This is a genomic window from Gammaproteobacteria bacterium, assembly GCA_009838035.1.
GTDB lineage: Bacteria > Pseudomonadota > Gammaproteobacteria > Steroidobacterales > Foliamicaceae > Foliamicus.
Genome location: VXSK01000015.1, coordinates 1 through 15,446 on the forward strand (window position 1 = coordinate 1; position 15,446 = coordinate 15,446).

Annotated in this window: 12 protein-coding genes and 1 tRNA gene; 2 read left to right on the forward strand and 11 right to left on the reverse strand. The window is 65.0% G+C overall.

The window, feature by feature from the left end:
* Positions 1-79 precede the first annotated feature (79 nt).
* From F4Y72_07440 to F4Y72_07460, 5 genes are all read right to left on the reverse strand, one after another.
* On the reverse strand, positions 80-2,029 hold the full coding sequence (locus F4Y72_07440; protein ID MXZ28127.1) for a hypothetical protein: 1,950 nt from the start codon (positions 2,027-2,029) through the stop codon (positions 80-82).
* Between the two features lies 1 nt (position 2,030).
* Positions 2,031-3,632 carry a sodium/solute symporter gene (locus tag F4Y72_07445; GenBank protein MXZ28128.1) on the reverse strand — a complete coding sequence of 534 codons (1,602 nt, stop codon included), beginning with the start codon at positions 3,630-3,632 and terminating at the stop codon, positions 2,031-2,033.
* A gap of 93 nt (positions 3,633-3,725) precedes the next feature.
* Positions 3,726-4,673 carry a hypothetical protein gene (locus tag F4Y72_07450; protein MXZ28129.1) on the reverse strand — a complete coding sequence of 316 codons (948 nt, stop codon included), beginning with the start codon at positions 4,671-4,673 and terminating at the stop codon, positions 3,726-3,728.
* Between the two features lie 113 nt (positions 4,674-4,786).
* The gene (locus F4Y72_07455; GenBank protein MXZ28130.1) at positions 4,787-5,458 is read right to left on the reverse strand and encodes an alpha/beta fold hydrolase; all 672 of its coding nucleotides are present in this window, start codon (positions 5,456-5,458) and stop codon (positions 4,787-4,789) included.
* An 18-nt stretch (positions 5,459-5,476) separates the two neighbouring features.
* Positions 5,477-6,910: a glutamate--tRNA ligase gene (locus F4Y72_07460; protein ID MXZ28131.1), complete on the reverse strand. Its 1,434-nt coding sequence runs from the start codon at positions 6,908-6,910 to the stop codon at positions 5,477-5,479.
* 68 nt (positions 6,911-6,978) lie between these two features.
* On the opposite strand from F4Y72_07460, the gene F4Y72_07465 reads away from it, so the two are divergent.
* Positions 6,979-7,053, forward strand: a tRNA-Val gene (locus F4Y72_07465).
* 14 nt (positions 7,054-7,067) lie between these two features.
* Here F4Y72_07465 and F4Y72_07470 read toward each other — a convergent pair.
* From F4Y72_07470 to rnhA, 6 genes are read right to left on the reverse strand one after another with little or no spacing between them, the layout of a single operon-like run.
* Complete coding sequence (locus tag F4Y72_07470; protein ID MXZ28132.1) at positions 7,068-8,426, reverse strand: phosphomannomutase; 1,359 nt, start codon at positions 8,424-8,426, stop codon at positions 7,068-7,070.
* The gene (locus F4Y72_07475; protein MXZ28133.1) at positions 8,426-10,129 is read right to left on the reverse strand and encodes a nucleotide sugar dehydrogenase; all 1,704 of its coding nucleotides are present in this window, start codon (positions 10,127-10,129) and stop codon (positions 8,426-8,428) included. The genes F4Y72_07470 and F4Y72_07475 overlap by 1 nt, the downstream gene beginning before the upstream one ends.
* Positions 10,130-10,182: 53 nt before the next feature.
* Positions 10,183-11,718, reverse strand: coding sequence for a glucose-6-phosphate isomerase (locus F4Y72_07480; protein MXZ28134.1), 1,536 nt, complete (start codon positions 11,716-11,718; stop codon positions 10,183-10,185).
* 15 nt (positions 11,719-11,733) lie between these two features.
* Positions 11,734-13,275: a sodium/proton antiporter NhaB gene (nhaB, locus tag F4Y72_07485; GenBank protein ID MXZ28135.1), complete on the reverse strand. Its 1,542-nt coding sequence runs from the start codon at positions 13,273-13,275 to the stop codon at positions 11,734-11,736.
* Positions 13,276-13,320: 45 nt separating this feature from the next.
* Positions 13,321-14,070, reverse strand: coding sequence for a DNA polymerase III subunit epsilon (gene dnaQ, locus F4Y72_07490; GenBank protein ID MXZ28136.1), 750 nt, complete (start codon positions 14,068-14,070; stop codon positions 13,321-13,323).
* On the reverse strand, positions 14,045-14,500 hold the full coding sequence (rnhA, locus tag F4Y72_07495; protein ID MXZ28137.1) for a ribonuclease HI: 456 nt from the start codon (positions 14,498-14,500) through the stop codon (positions 14,045-14,047). The genes dnaQ and rnhA overlap by 26 nt, the downstream gene beginning before the upstream one ends.
* Positions 14,501-14,548: 48 nt before the next feature.
* Here rnhA and F4Y72_07500 point away from each other — a divergent pair, with 48 nt between their 5' ends.
* Positions 14,549-15,331, forward strand: a complete 783-nt coding sequence (locus F4Y72_07500) for an enoyl-ACP reductase (protein MXZ28138.1) — start codon at positions 14,549-14,551, stop codon at positions 15,329-15,331.
* The last annotated feature ends 115 nt before the right edge of the window (positions 15,332-15,446 follow it).

Genomic DNA, 15,446 nt, shown 5'->3' on the forward strand with positions numbered 1-15,446 from the left:
CCACAAGCCCCCCTGAATACCCATGCTTGACAACATGGATACTCCAACGCTCCCGGAAGGGATGGGCAGGCAGAAGGCTTCAGCTTCCGTCGAATTGCTCGTAGCGCAGGCCGAAGCCGAGCGGGTAAGCGGGCCGGTAGGGCTCGTCGCCTGGATTATTGACTGCCTGATCGGGGATTTGCGGCCAGGAGAAAGGCAGCCGGCCTGAAAAATCGTAGCGGGCAGCGCCGTCGGCGCCCGCGATCAGCACATCCGCGACCCCGGCGCCCTCGCTGCCCGGGAGCCAGGCCACGACAAATGCGTCGGACGCTTCAATTTCATCCGGGACGGCCAGAGGGCGGCCGGTCAGCAGGACGCTCACAACCCGGATTCCGGCCGCCTGCAAACGCCGGGCCGTTTCCAGGTGGGACTTGTCGCGGGGACTGAACTCCAGTGTCTTCACGTCGCCCTCGTATTCCGCGTACGGCGGCTCCCCATAGACGAGCAGCGCGATATCCGGCTGGGAACCCTCCGGCCCTGCCCGCACTTCGGAGAATTGCCGGTATTCCACCGTTCCCTCCGCGCCTTCGACCGCCGACCGGATCCCATCCAGGATGCTGGAGGCACCGGGAAAATCCGCGTTTTCGATATCGTCGCCCTGCCAGGTCATCGACCAGCCGCCCAGTTGGCTGGGTATATCGGCTGCCGCGAATCCCGCCACGAGCACCGTCGATTGCGGGTCAATGGGCAATACGCTGCCTTCATTCTTCAACAGAACCAGCGATTCCCTCACTGCCCTACGCGCCAGCGCACGGTGTTCGGGATGACCGATCCACTCGGAACGGCTTACCGTGCCGCTCTCGTGTTCCGGTGCGACCGGGCGCGCCGACGGGCGCGGCGCTTCCAGCAGCCCGGCGCGCAACTTTACGCGCAGAATCCTGCGCACGGCATCGTCCAGCCGCGCGCCTGTGATCTCTCCCATGCGGACCTGGCGAAGCAGGTTGCGGTGCAGGCCCTTCCAGTGCTGCGGGGCCATGAACATGTCCACCCCGGCATTGAAGGCCTCCGGGCAACTGCTTGCCTTGCAGCCCGGGACCTGCGAGTGGCCGTCCCAGTCCCCGACCAGGAAGCCGTCGAAACCCATGCGGCCCTTCAGCACCTCCTGCAGCAGGTAGGGATTGGCGTGCATCTTCAGACCGTTCCACGAACTGAAGGAAACCATCACCGTTTGCGCCCCGTTCCCGAGCGCCGTCCGGTAACCGGAGGCGTGAATCCGCGCGAGTTCATCTTCCTTGACCTCTGTATTGCCCTGGTCCACGCCGTCGGTGGTACCCCCGTCGCCCAGAAAGTGCTTTGCGGTGGCCAGCACCTTGCCGGGCGCCATGAAGTCCCGGCCAGCGGCGCCCTGCATACCCTCGATCAGCGCGGCGCCCAGTTCGGCCACCAGGTCGGGATGCTCGGAATATCCCTCGTAGGTCCGCCCCCAGCGGTCGTTGCGGGGAACGGCCAGCGTGGGTGCGAAATTCCAGTAGATCCCGGTGGCCGCCACCTCGCGCGCGGTTGCGGCGCCGATGAGCACCAGCATTTCAGGGTTGGCAGTGGCCCCAAGGCCAATGTTGTGCGGGAAGAGCGTCGCGCCGAACACGTTGTTGGCGCCGTGTACGGCGTCGGTGCCCCACATGACCGGGATTGCGGGCCGCCCGTCATTGCGGTCGATGGAAGCCTCGTGATAGGCGTCGGCCAGCGCTAGCCAGTCGGCGGCCGACGCGTGCCGATCCTTGCCCGGGAACGACCCGCCGCCGTTCAACACCGCGCCAAGCCGATAGTGTCTGACGTCCCGGGGGGACACGTACTGGATTTCCCCCATGATGACCTGCCCCACCTTGTCGCTCAGCGACATGCCGGACAGGATCTGGTCCAGCCGGGCTTCTTCGGCGGCATCGGCGGGGAACGGGCTGGCCTGTGCCGGCCACTGCGACGAATCGGCCGCCGCGCCGGCCGTCACCAGAAGGAGCGAACAGACGAACGACCGCAGTAGTCGCATCTTCATATCAGCCCGCGAGGACCCACTGCGAAAAAACGGCCCAGATCAGCACCACCAGGAGCACAACGCCCGCGCTCAAGGCGAAATCACCGCGCCAGCCCCGCCGACCCCGCATGTCCTCGCGCCGCACCGTCAGTTCGGATGACCCGCCGCCCGTGGCGAGACTTACGCCGACCAGCACTACGGTCGAGATCGCGAACAGGGCAATGGCTATGTGCAGGAAGTTGATCTCCGCAAGCGCCAGCCACAGGCTTCCCTCGAAGGCCGCCGGGTTCATTCCGGTCATAACCTCGATGAACAGCCGCGCCAGACCCAGCAAGGCGCCCACGGCCAACGACCATTTCGCGCCGGAAGCATTGGCTCCGGGCCAGAGCACGCCCACCAGGAACACCGCCGCAATGGGCGGGGCGATATAGGCCTGCACGCTTTGCAGGTAGGTGAACAGTCCGCCGGAAACAAAGTCCATGAACGGGATCCACAGCAAAGCCAGGACCACCATCACAACCGTTGCCGCGCGCCCCATCGCCACCAGGCGCGCCTCGCTCGCATCGGCAACGACCCTCCGATACAGGTCCACCGTGAAGATGGTCGAGGCCGAATTGAAAACCGACGAAAGAGAGCTCATCAGGGCCGCCAGCAGGCCGGCCGCAACCAGGCCCTTCAGCCCGGCCGGAAGCAGGGCGCCGATCATGGCGGGCAGCGCCTGGTCGGGGTCGTCGAGTTGCAGCGCTCCGGTATTGCTGAGCGCCAGCGCGAGGACGCCGGGCAAGACGAAAAGGAACAGCGGAAGTTGCTTCAGCCATGCGGCGAAGATGGTCCCCCGGCGCGCGTTTTCGATGCCGTTGGCCGCCAGCACGCGCTGCACGATGAACTGGTCCGTGCACCAGTACCAGACCGCCAGGATGGGCGCCCCGAACAGGATGCCGGTCCACGGGAACTCCGGATGGTTGACGCTGCGCCACAGGCTGAAGGCCTGCGGCCGTACCGCCGCCTGCATGCCGTCCCAGCCGCCCACCGCGTTCAGGCCGATCACCGTTACCGCAATCGCCCCGCCCAGGAGGACGAACATCTGCACCATGTCCGTGTACAGCACCGCCCGCAAGCCGCCCCATGCGGTATAGATTCCGGTCAGCGCAACGATGGCGAGCGCTCCCCACCAGAACGGAATACCCATGAGGGTTTCGAACACGATCCCGCCGGCCGCGACCGTGACGGCGATCTTGGTCAACACGTAGCCCACCACCGAAATGACGGCCAGGTACGTCCGCGGGCCCCGTGAGTAGCGCTTCTCCAGGAATTCCGGCATCGTGAACACGCCGGAGCGGAGGTAAAAGGGCGCGAACAACCAGCCCAGCAGCAGCAAGGCGAAGGCCGCAAGAATTTCGAACTGCGCGACCGGCACCCCCTCCACGGCGGCGGAGCCCGCCAGTCCCACGAGGTGCTCCGACCCGATATTGGAAGCGAAAATCGAGGCCCCGACCACGAACCAGCCGACGTTGCGCCCGGCAAGAAAGAACTCCGCCCGGCCGGCCTGACGTTTGCGGCCAACCGTCCAGGCGACCCACAGAATCAGAGTGAAGTAGACCCCGACAACGAACCAGTCGAGAATGGAAACGAGACTGTCCTCCCCTTTACAGAGGGCGCAACTCTAACAGAACGCGGTCCGCTGCAAGGACCGCGCGAACGCGGCCGCGGAGGCCGGTCAACTCCCGAACAGCAACCGGTTCAGGTACGGCAGTCCGAGCGCGAGAATGACGCTCACGATCAGGCCGGACAGCGCCTTGAGCGCATCCATCGAGACGTTCTTGAGCGTGCGTTTGAAGCCGGTGTCGGCGAGATACATGGAAAGCGCGAACTCCCGGCCGGCCAACAGTCCCAGGAACACCCAGGTCGTGCTCATGGGTATGTTGCTGACCTCCTTGAAGACCAGCAGTACCAGGCCGTAGATGAAATCGATGATCGTGGCCGCGCGTATGTCGGTCGTGTCGGTCTTGGAGAGAACGATCTTCTGAATCACGCCGCCGAAGGTGTAGAAGATGTAGCCCTGCATGGCGATCAGCACCAGCACGCCGAACGCCAGCCATGAGAACGAGAGTTGCCTGGGCAGGTAGACGAAGATGTTGGCCAGGTCCTGGATCAGCCACTGGCTCCACAGAAAGGCCGTGGACGACCATTGCAGCACCACCCAGTAGCGCGGAATTGCCTCGCCGCGGGTGCGGTGGAAATACTCCGTCGCGCGCTTGAACACCAGCCGGAACACGACGATCGCGACGACGAAGGCCACCAGGTAGCCGAGCAGCGACTTCGTCAGCATGGCCTGCAGGTTGCTGATCGTGAACACGGTCAGGACCAGGAAGGTCGTGCTTACCGGCACGCCCACGCGCGTAAGAAACAGCAGCGCCAGGGGCGGGATCATGTGGATCCAGCTGATGCCGCCTTCGGGTACCGGGAAGTTCGTCAGCCGGCCGTAGGACACGTCGCCGTCGTGCACGAACCAGCCGTACGCGAGGACCGCGCACAGAATTCCGGAAGCGAATATCCACAGCGCCCACCAGGGGCGGTGGGCGTTCGATGACAGGAAGGTGCCCAGCGTCTGGATGGAGTCGTTGGCGACGACCGCATAGGCCGCCAGCAGGAAGCCGGCCACCATGCAGATTTCGGTAAGTGAAAACGCCAAACGCTGATGCCGCGACGGGCCGGCCCGGCCGACCCCGCGGGCGTCAATGATACCGGGCGTACGCGCCCGAATAAGTCAGTTTTGTTTCAGCCGGTCCCTGCCATGGCGCCGGAAACTCTCTGCAGAAACGCCGAGATGTCCGCGAGTTCCGGTCCGCACACCTGGTGCCCCATTTCGTACTCGCGCCACTCCATATGGCAGCCTGCGGCTTCCAGTCTTGTCCTCGAATCCAGCCCCAGGCGCAAGGGGAGCACCTCGTCGTAGCGGCCGTGCGCCGCGAAGCACGGCAGGCCGTTGGCCGAGGCGCTCGGCTCCAGCGGTTCCAGCGGCGGCAGGAATGTCGAAAGGGCCACGACGCCGGCAAAAGGCCTGTCCGACAGCAGGGCGGTGCGCAACGCAATCGCCCCGCCCTGGGAAAAACCGGCCAGCATGATCCTGTTGCGGGCGATACCGCGCTGCTCTTCCCTCTCGACCAGTTCTTCCAGCGCGCGACAACTCGCGTCTATGCCGTCGGTATCCATGGGGCTGATGCTGTCGCGCGAGAGGAAGTCGAACCAGGCCCGCATGGGCATGCCGCCGTTGATGGTGACGGGCCGAACCGGCGCATTCGGGAACACGAACCGCCATGCGGGCGAAGCCGGAAGACCGAGCTCCGGCACGATCGGCCAGAAATCGCCGGCGTCCGCACCCAAGCCGTGCAACCAGATTATGGAATACAACGGGTCGGGGCCCGTAACCCTCTCCAGGCAGTCGAGCATGATGAGTCCGCCGGGCCCTCAGCCCTGCGGGGCCGACCCGGCGGTAGCGATCCGGGCGTCGATATAGCCCAGCGCCGCGTCGAGTCTCTCCAGTGTCCTGACACGGCCCGCGAGATAGAGCGTGATGTCGATCGGCGGCGAAACGCCGCCGCCGGTAACCGCCACCCGCAAGGGCTGGCCCAGTTTCCCGAAGCCGATTCCCAGCGTTTCGGCCGTTTCGGCAATGCAGGCATGGATGTCCGCGGCGGTCCATGCCGCCACCCCGGCCAGCGCCGCCCGTACCGCTCCCAGCGGCTCGCGCACCACCGGTCGCAGGACCTTCCTGGCCGCCTTTTCGTCCAATTCGATCTCATGGCTGAACGCCCATCGGGCCGCTTCCGCCACCCCGGCCAGCGTTTCGGCGCGTTCGCGCCATGCTTCCGCCACTTCTTCCAACGGCGGGCCGTCCGCGGGATTCAGGCCGATGTCTTCGAGCTGCGTCTCAAGGCCTTCGCATAGAACTTCAACAGCCGCCGTCTTCATGTGTTGCTGATTGATCCAGTTCAGCTTGTCCGGGTCCAGTCGCGAGGCCGATGCCCCCAGCCCTTCCCTTCCGAAACGGGAAATCAGTTCTTCGATCGTGAAGACTTCCTGGTCGCCGTGCGACCAGCCGAGGCGGGCCAGGTAGTTGAGCACCGCATCCGGCAGGTAGCCGGCGCGCAGGTAGTGCAGCGCGTCGGTCGCTTCGTCGCGCTTGGAGAGCTTCCTGCCGTCCGGCGCCAGCAGCAGCGGCAGATGGCAATACTCCGGCGGCGTCCAGCCCAGGGCCTGAATCAACTGTAGCTGCCGGGGGGTGTTATTGAGATGGTCGTCACCGCGAATGACCTGCCGCACGCCCATGTCTTCGTCATCGACCACGCAGCTCAGGTGGTAGGTGGGTGATCCATCGGCACGCAACAGCACCAGGTCGTCGAGCTGCGAGTTGAGATAGCGCACGTCCCCGTGCAGCCAGTCCTCGACGACGACGTCTTCCGTATCGGGGCGGCGAAAGCGGATAACGGGCTTGACCCCGGCAGGAGGCGGCCCCGTATTGTCGCGCCACCGCCCATCGTAGCGAGGAACCTCGCCCCGCGCACGCTGCTCCTCGCGCATGGCGGCCAGCTCGTCCGGCGTGCAGTAGCAGTGGTAGGCGGAACCCGACTCAAGCAATTGATTGGCCACTTCCCGATGCCGCTCGACGCGCGCCGACTGCAGCAGCGGCTCTTCGTCCGGATCCAGCCCGAAGCGCTGGAGGGCCTCTACCAGCGCCCGGATGTGCTCCGGGGATGAGCGCTGGCGGTCGGTGTCCTCGATCCTGAGCAGGAACTCGCCCCCATGGCGACGCGAGTACAGCCAGTTATAGAGCGCCGTGCGAAGACCGCCCAGGTGCAGCACACCGGTGGGGCTGGGCGCAAAACGGGTACGAACGGACATCGGCGTAAGGTCGGAATTTTGGCGCTACTTGCGGGCCGCGCAGGCGGCGGTCAATAATACCCGGCCACGGGCGATTAGCTCAGGGGGAGAGCGCTGCCTTCACACGGCAGAGGTCGCTGGTTCAATCCCAGCATCGCCCACCATCCTCCCGCTCCATTTAGTCGGACTGCGATGCTGCGAGTTCGAGTTCGGCGGTCTTCGTAGCGAGAAGTTCGGGATCCGCGCGGGTTTCGAGGTTGAGACGTAGCAGCGGCTCGGTGTTCGAGGGCCTGAGGTTGAAACGCCAATCAGGGAAATCGACCGATAGGCCGTCGATGTGATCGACCAGTGCGCCTTGCGCCGAGTAGGTTTCGGAAAGGCGCTGCATCAGCGGCACGGGATCTTCACCCACCGGCAGATTGATTTCGCCGCTGGTCGGATAGCGCCGGCGGCGCTCGGCGGTGCGCTCGGCCAGGCCTCCGCCCTGCGCGGAGAGGAGGCCGGCCATCAGGACCCAGGGGATCATGCCGGAGTCGCAATAGAGGAACTCGCGAAAATAGTGGTGCGCGCTGCTTTCGCCCCCGTAGACGGCGTCCTCGTCGCGCATCCGCTGCTTGATGTAGGAGTGCCCCGCCCTGTTTCGGATCGGCCGGCCACCGGCGGAGAGCACCTGTTCCTCGGTATCCCAGACCAGCGTGGGATCGTGGACCACCCGCCGGTCGGCGGCCGGGCGGGCGGGCAACAGCGCGGAAGCGAACATACCGACCGTGTAGTAGGGATCGACGAATTCGCCGCGCTCGTCGAAGAAGGCGCAGCGGTCGAAATCGCCGTCGAAAGCTACGCCGAAGTCGGCTTTGCTGGCGAGCACCGCGTCGGCCGTGGTATTGCGGGTGCTTTCGAGCAGGGGATTGGGCACGCCGTTCGGGAAGTTGCCATCCGGTTCAGCAAGCAAATGAACGATCTCCAGCGGTATGTGCTTCGAAAGCTTGTTTACGCTGGGTCCGGCGGCGCCGTTTCCGGAGTTGACGACGACCTTCAGCGGGTTCATCGGCAGATCTTCCACGAACCCAAGGACGCGTCGGCGCCAGGCGCCAAGCACTTTCGCGCGACGCCTCCGGCCTCGAGCGCCACGCGGCGGCGGCGACTCCGCAAGGCGGGCAATCTCGGCCAGACCGGTGTCGGCGCTGATGGGACGCGCATCTTCGCGCACGAGCTTAAGCCCGTTGTAGTCGGCGGGGTTGTGACTGGCGGTCACCATGACGCCTGCGCCGCAGCCGAATCGTCCGGTCGCGAAATACACCTGCTCGGTGCCGCACAGGCCCAGGTCGGCCACGTCGGCGCCCGCGCGGGTCACGCCTTCGGCCACTGCGTCGGCGATATCAAGACTGGAGAGGCGGGCGTCGCGCCCGAGCACTACTTCCCCGGCGCCCGTGAATCGCACCAGCGCGGCGCCGATCCGGCAGGCGAGGTCGGCATTGAATTCGCCCGGCACCCGTCCGCGCACGTCGTACGCCTTGAACGGCGGCTTGAGCGTCATCAGGCGCGGCCGTAGGCGTCTTCGAAGCGCTCGATGTCGTCCTCGCCCAGGTAGTCGCCCAATTGCACTTCCACCAGCTCCGCGGGCTCGTCTCCGGGATTGTGGATACGGTGCACGGCGCCCAGCGGGATCAGGATGTGATCGCCGATCCTCAGGGAGTGGCTCTCGCCGTCACGTTCGGCCACCGGCGCGCCGCTGACGACCACCCAGTGCTCTTCCCGGCGGCGATGGCGCTGCAGCGACAGCGTCTCGCCGGGCAGGACACGCAGCCGTTTGACCTGATAGCCCTCGCCCTGCCCCAGCCCCTCGAAACTGCCCCAGGGACGAAACACTTCTTCGCCCACCGGATGCACGCCGGAGCCGTTATCCCGGGCAATCCGTTCGCCGCGGCCGATGCCGAAGTACCGGAAGCCCTTGTTCTTCATCACGTCCGGTGAATACAGGTTGCGCCCGTCAAAAATCACCGGCTGCCGGAGTCGTTCCCGGAGCTTGTCGAAGTCCGGCGAACGGAACTGCGGCCATTCGGTCACGATCGCCAGCGCGTCCGCTCCCCGAACCGCTTCGCCGGCACTGGGTGCATACTCCAGGCCCTCGCGCTCGCCCAGCAGCGAATTGCAGCGCTCGACCGCTACCGGGTCATATGCGCGCACGCGCGCACCCTGAGATAGCAGGAATTCGATCAGCGCCAGACTGGGCGCCTCGCGCATATCGTCGGTGCCCGGCTTGAAGGACAGGCCCCATAGCGCGATCAGGCGGCCGGCAAGAGTGTCGCCGAAATGAGCCTGGATCTTTTGTCCCAGCAGGGATTTCTGGCGCTCGTTGACGCGCGTTACCGCTTCGACGATCTCCGCGCGGTAGCCATTCTCACGCGCGGTGCGGGCCAGCGCCGCGGTGTCCTTGGGCAGGCAGGAACCGCCGTAGCCGCTACCGGCGTAAAGGTAGTTGTAGCCGATGCGCTTGTCCGCCCCCACCCCGGCGCGCACCTGCTCGATGTCCGCGCCTACCAGCTCCGCAAGGCCGGCCAGTTCGTTGATGAAGCTGATTCGCGTGGCCAGCATGGCGTTTGCCGCGTACTTGGTCAGTTCGGCCGATTCGCGATCCATTACCAGCAGTCGGTCACGCTTGCGATGAAACGGCGCGAACAAGGCGCTCAAGATTTCGATTGCTCTTTGGCTTTTTGTGCCCACGAGGATGCGCTCAGGGTGCATGAAGTCAGAAACGGCCGCCCCGCCCTTCAGGAACTCCGGGTTCGACACCACGTCATATTCGTGGTTTACCGCGCGCTCGGCCAATGCGGCGGCGATGCGCTTGTCCGCCTCCGCGCAAGTCCCGACCGGCACGGTCGACTTGCAGGCCACCAGGCGATAGCCGGGCATGTGGGCGGCGATCGACCCGGCAACGGCAAACACCTGTCTGAGATCCGCTTCGCCGTTGCCGCCCGGCGGCGTGCTCACCGCTATGAACTGCACCTCGCCGTGTTCCACGCCCTCGCGGACATCGGCGCTGAACATGAGCCGGCCGGAGTCGAGATTTCTGCGCACCAGGTCCTCGAGTCCAGGCTCGTGGATGTGCAGATCGCCTTTGCGGAGGCGCTCGACGGCGGTGCTGTCGATGTCCAGGCAAATCACGCTCACGCCGGTCTCGGCGAAGCAGGCGCCGGTCACAAGGCCGACGTAACCGCAACCGTGAACTGTGATCTTCATGATTCTGCTATTTTAGGCAGGGCGCATTACGTCTCGATTGCAACCGTCCGGTCTCAGTCGTCGAGCAATTCGGCCAACGGCGGCTTCGTGCGTGGATCGGCGGCGAGGCGCTTGGCGTGTTCCACGCCCCACTGATCGAACGGGTTGACGCCCAGCAGCGTCGCCTGGACGAAGACCTTGTGTTCGTACAGCGCGATCAATGCGCCCAGATGCCGGGGATCGAGCCTTTCGAGCAACACTATGTTCGAGGAGCGGCCGCCAGGCAAAGCCTTGTGCGCCGCCAGGGGATCGGAAGCGATCTCGTTCTGCGGCAGACCGCGCGCCAGGGCCTCGGCTTGCGCCAGCAACTGGCGCAGCGCTTCCGAGTACATGCGCGGATAGGCCCCGCCGCCGTCCCGCACGGCGATAAAGTCTGCGCTTGACGCGCGAGCGCCCTGCTGCGCCCATTGCATGATCGAGTGTTGCGCGCTCGAACCGGTTACCCCCAGCAAGGCCGCCACACCCTTGCCCTTGATCGGGCTGCCGTGCGCGTCGGTGCTCTTGCCGAGACTCTCCATTTCCAGTTGCTGCAGATAGGCCGGCAACCATTTCAGGCGCGCGTCGTACGGGAGCAGGAGTTGGGTCGAGCTCTCCAGCAAGGACTGGTTCCAGAACGCAAGAAGGCCCATCAGCACAGGCATATTGCGTTCGAGGGGAGTTTCAAGAAAATGCCGGTCCATCCAGCGGCCGCCGTCAAGAAACTCGTTCATGCAGGCGGACCCGAGCGAGAGCCAGGGGCTCAAGCCGGCGGCCGACCAGACTGAATAGCGCCCGCCTACCGTGTCCGGCATCAGAAACGCCATTTCCGGCGCGATCCCCCAGGCTGCCATGGCCTCGGCGTTGGCGGAAACGGCGGAGAAATGGCGCGCCGGGGCGTCTTTGCCGAGCGCGGCTGTCAGCCAGTGGCGCGCCGAGTACGCATTGGCGAGTGTTTCCGCGGTCGAGAAGCTCTTCGAGCACACCACGAACAGCGTCTCCGCGGGGTCGCTCCGCGACAGCGCCCGCTCGAGCTCGACGCCGTCCATCTCCGCCACGAAATCCACCGGTCTGGACTTTTCGTTACCCAGTGCCGAGCACAGCAGCCGCACGCCCAGGTCCGAGCCCCCGATTCCGATATTGACCACCCGCGTCAGCGGCCTGCCCCCGGCGCCCGGCACCTCGCCGGCTCGGAATCGCCGGGCGAACGCGACCACTCGCTCCCGCTGCTCGGCCAGCAGCGCATTTCCCGGCTTCGCGGAACGCGCCTCCGGATGCAGTGCGGCGCGATTCTCGCTTGGGTTGACGACCTCGCCCGCGAACAGCGCCGCCCGTGCGGCCTCAAGCCCACACGCCCGAGCCAGCGCCGTGAGAAGTCCGGGCGTCTCGCCGTTCAGCCTTTGGCGGCTGTAATCAAGCAGCAGTCCGGCCCCGGCAGGGCCGTCGCTGCGCAGGGAAAAGTCCGCGAACCGGTCCGGCTCATCCAGCAGTTCACCCAGCCGCCATTCACGCGCTTTCCCCGCGTGCTGTACCAGCACGTCCCATTGGGGCGAGGAAGCCGGTTCCCGGGGTATGTGCGGCTACCCCGTTTACAGGAGGTAGATGATGGCGAGCAAACCCGTAACGGTCATCGTGATCGTATACGGCAGCGCCATCAGCACCATGCGCAGGTAACTCAGGCGGATTGCCGGCGCCAACGCGGTAGTCAGCAGGAACAGGAAGGCCGCCTGTCCGTTCGGCGTGCCCACACTGGGAATATTGGTGCCGGTATTGATGGCCACGACCAGCAGCTCGAACTGAGCGCGGTCGATCAGCCCGTCGAACAACGCCTGCTTGACTTCGGCGATATACACCGTGGCCACGAACACGTTGTCGCTGATCAACGACAGGACTCCGTTGGCCAGGTACATGATCGCGAGCTGCTCGGTCCCGTCGCGGGTAAAGATCAGGTCGGTTACCGGCTTGAAGAGTTTCTGGTCGTAAATGACCGCGACGATGCCGAAAAAGACTACCAGCAGTGCGGTAAACGGCAGCGCCTCCTGAAAGGCCTTGCCGAGTCGATGCTCTTCCGTGACTCCGGAAAAAGCCGTGGCGAGCACGATGATCATCAGGCCGATCAGGCCCACTTCGGTGTGGTGAAGCTGATGCAGACTCAGGGCGACGATCAGAATGACGGCCGCGCCGCCCTGAGCCACCAATGCGGCATTCTGCCTTGGAGTGCGGCGCTCGGACGCCTCGCGGTCGTAACGCTCGAGGACCTCGCGCACCGCGGGGCTGAGCTTGACGCCGTAACCGAACCGGCCGCTCAATTCCAACAACGCACAGGTCAGAAGGCCCACGAACAGCACGGGCATGGTCACCGGCGACATGTTCACGAAGAACTGGCCGAAATTCCATCCGGCCTCGCCGAAAGCGCGGCCCGCCTCCTTGGCCAGGAGAAGGTTTTGCGGCTCGCCGACCAGTGTCGTGACGCCGCCCAGCGCGGTGCCCACCGCGGCATGCATCATCAGGCCGCGCAGGAAGGCCCGGAACTGGCGCAGTTCCGCCATCTTCTCGTCCGGAACCTGCGAGTCGTCGGTCAATCGTTCGGCAACCTCGCCCGCCTTGAGGCCGCAAGAAACGGAGTGGTAGATGCGGTAAAAACCGATCGCTACCGAAATGATCACTGCCGTAACGGTCAGCGCGTCCAGATACGCCGACAGCACTGCCGCGGTGGCGCTGAAGAGTAGCGAGAGCAGCAGCCGGGAGCGCACGCCCAGGAGAATGCGGGTGAAGACGTAGAGCAGCATTTCCTTCAAGAAGAAGATGCCCGCCACCATGAAGATCATCAGCAGGATGACCGGGAAGTTGTCCAGCGTCTTGGTGTACAGCGTTTCCGGCGAGGTCATGCCCATCAGGACCGCCTGTATCGCCAGCAGCCCGCCCGGCTGCAATGGATAGCAGCGCAGCGCCATCGCCAGTGTGAATATGAACTGCAGCACCAGCACCCAGCCCGCAATGAATTCGCCGCCCGGCAGTAGGAACCACAGGATCGGGTTGACGATCAGAAACGCGATGATCGTCTGCTTGTACCAGCGGGGCGAATCGCCCAAAAAGTTTTGTGCAAATGCTGACCGAATTGACTGCGCCACGATTTTCTCCAGTTCGGCAAAAAGCCGGATTCTAATTCACGGAAATCAGGTTTCCTTGAATTCCTTGAGCCAGGCGGCGCCCCGTTCGGATTTGGCGTCGATATTGCGCAACATTTTCTCGTGCGCCTCAAGGTCTTCGGCGCCCGGTTCAAAGCGGACCAACTCAAGGCCCTCGCGGTCGATGGCCCGCTTCGCGCCCCCGCTCGCCTCTTCGCTCATGCTGAGTTCGCCCTGCCCCATGGTCATGCGAAGCCACACGAAGGCCGTCAGGCGGGCGTCCTCCAATGCGTCGTGGTAGCCACGCTCGCTTGATGCGACGCCCAGACGCAGGCTCAGCGCGTCTAGATTGTTGCGCCGCGACGGATAGCGCGCCCGCGCCATCTTCAGCGTGCAGGTCGAGTCGCAGATTTCTCCAAGCCGTTCCTTTCTTCGGGCTTTCTGAAGTTCCGCATCGAGAAACCCCAGGTCGAACTCAATGTTGTGCCCGAGCAGGTGGGCGCCGCGCACGAATGCAAGAAACTCTTCCGCAAGTTCCGCAAACTTCGGCTGACCCGCCACCTGGTGGTCTCTTATGCCGTGCACCCGGGAGGACTCCGCCGGGATGGTCCGCTGCGGGTCGATAAGCCGATGGAAATCGCGGCCGGTGAACTGCCGCTCGACCAGCTCCACGCAGCCGACGGAAATGACGCGGTCGCCCGAGTTCGGGTCCAGCCCGGTGGTTTCGACGTCAACGGCAACGTGGCGCACGGTTCGTGTATCCAGCGACGAATCAGGATTTCGCTGCGCCGGCAACAACGAGCGAGTTCATCGCCTCGCGAGCGAGCATGTCCGCGCGCTCGTTGCCCGGATTGCCGGCGTGTCCGCGAACCCATCGCCACTCGACCGAATGGCGGGCGCAAATTTTGTCGAGATCGCGCCACAGGTCCTCGTTGCGCACCGGCTTCTTGTTCGCGGTCTTCCAACCGTTGCGCTTCCATTTGTCCAGCCAGCCCTTCATGCCCTTCTGCACGTAAGTGGAATCGGTATGCAGAACAACCCGGCAGGGCCGCTTCAGGGCTTCGAGCGCGCGCAAGGCGGCGGTCAATTCCATCCGGTTGTTGGTGGTGTGCGGCTCCGCTCCGCTTATCTCGCGCTCATGATTCCCCGCACGCAACAGGGCCGCCCAACCGCCGGGTCCCGGGTTGCCCGAGCAGGCGCCGTCGGTATAAATCTCCACCTGCTGCACGGGGACGGATTGTACCTTTCGGGCGAGCGGTGCCTGTAGAATCGCGCCATGCCGATTCTGGAGGGAAAGCGGGCGCTGGTCGCCGGTATCGCGAGCAAGCGCTCGATAGCCTGGGGCATCGCCCGGAGTTTCCGCCGCGAGGGCGCGGAAGTCGCCCTGAGCGCACTACCGGGAAGAATGCTTGAGAGGGCCGAGGCCTTCGCGCCGGATATCGACGCTCCTTTCTGCCTCGGCATGGACGTCAGCAGCGACGAATCGATCGCGGAAGCCTTTGCGCAGTTGCAGGACTCCTGGCCGAGTCTCGACATCCTGGTCCATTCGATCGCTTTCGCGCCCGGCGACAACCTCAAGGGCGACTTTGCCGAAAGCGTGTCGCGGGAAGGCTTCCGGATTTCCCACGATATATCCGCCTACAGCTTCGCCGCGCTGGCGCGCGCCGCCGCACCGCTGATGGCCGACGGCGGGGCGCTCCTGACCCTGTCGTATTCGGGCTCAACCCGTGCCGTGCAGAACTACAACGTCATGGGGCCCGCCAAGGCCAGCCTGGAAGCGGTAACGCGCGCCCTGGCCATGGACCTGGGCAAGAAAGGCATACGCGTCAATGCGCTGTCACCGGGACCGGTCAAGACGCTTTCGGCTGCCGGCATTCCGAACTTCCGCAAGATGCTGCACCACTACGAAACCTCCGCCCCGCTCCAGCGCAATGTGACGCTTGACGAAGTGGGCAACGCCGCCGTGTTCCTGTGCTCGGAGATGGCATCCGGCATTACCGGCGTCGTGCTGCAGGTCGACGCCGGCATGGGCGCCGTCGGCCTCTCCTTCCCCGACTAGCGCCACACCGCGCGCTAGCTAAAGCCGTGCGCATGCCTGCCCCTTCGCGGAGCGTAAAAGCAGGATAGCGATTCCGAGCCAAGGATGGCGCCTCCGCGACGGGGCAGGCATGCGC

Bases quoted from the DNA above. Each gene is read 5' to 3' on its own strand.
- F4Y72_07440 (MXZ28127.1), bottom strand. From the start codon at position 2,029: ATGAAGATGCGACTACTGCGGTCGTTCGTCTGTTCGCTCCTTCTGGTG.
- F4Y72_07450 (MXZ28129.1), bottom strand. From the start codon at position 4,673: ATGGTGGCCGGCTTCCTGCTGGCGGCCTATGCGGTCGTCGCCAACGAC.
- F4Y72_07455 (MXZ28130.1), bottom strand. From the start codon at position 5,458: ATGCTCGACTGCCTGGAGAGGGTTACGGGCCCCGACCCGTTGTATTCC.
- F4Y72_07460 (MXZ28131.1), bottom strand. From the start codon at position 6,910: ATGTCCGTTCGTACCCGTTTTGCGCCCAGCCCCACCGGTGTGCTGCAC.
- F4Y72_07470 (MXZ28132.1), bottom strand. From the start codon at position 8,426: ATGACGCTCAAGCCGCCGTTCAAGGCGTACGACGTGCGCGGACGGGTG.
- F4Y72_07475 (MXZ28133.1), bottom strand. From the start codon at position 10,129: ATGAAGATCACAGTTCACGGTTGCGGTTACGTCGGCCTTGTGACCGGC.
- F4Y72_07500 (MXZ28138.1), top strand. From the start codon at position 14,549: ATGCCGATTCTGGAGGGAAAGCGGGCGCTGGTCGCCGGTATCGCGAGC.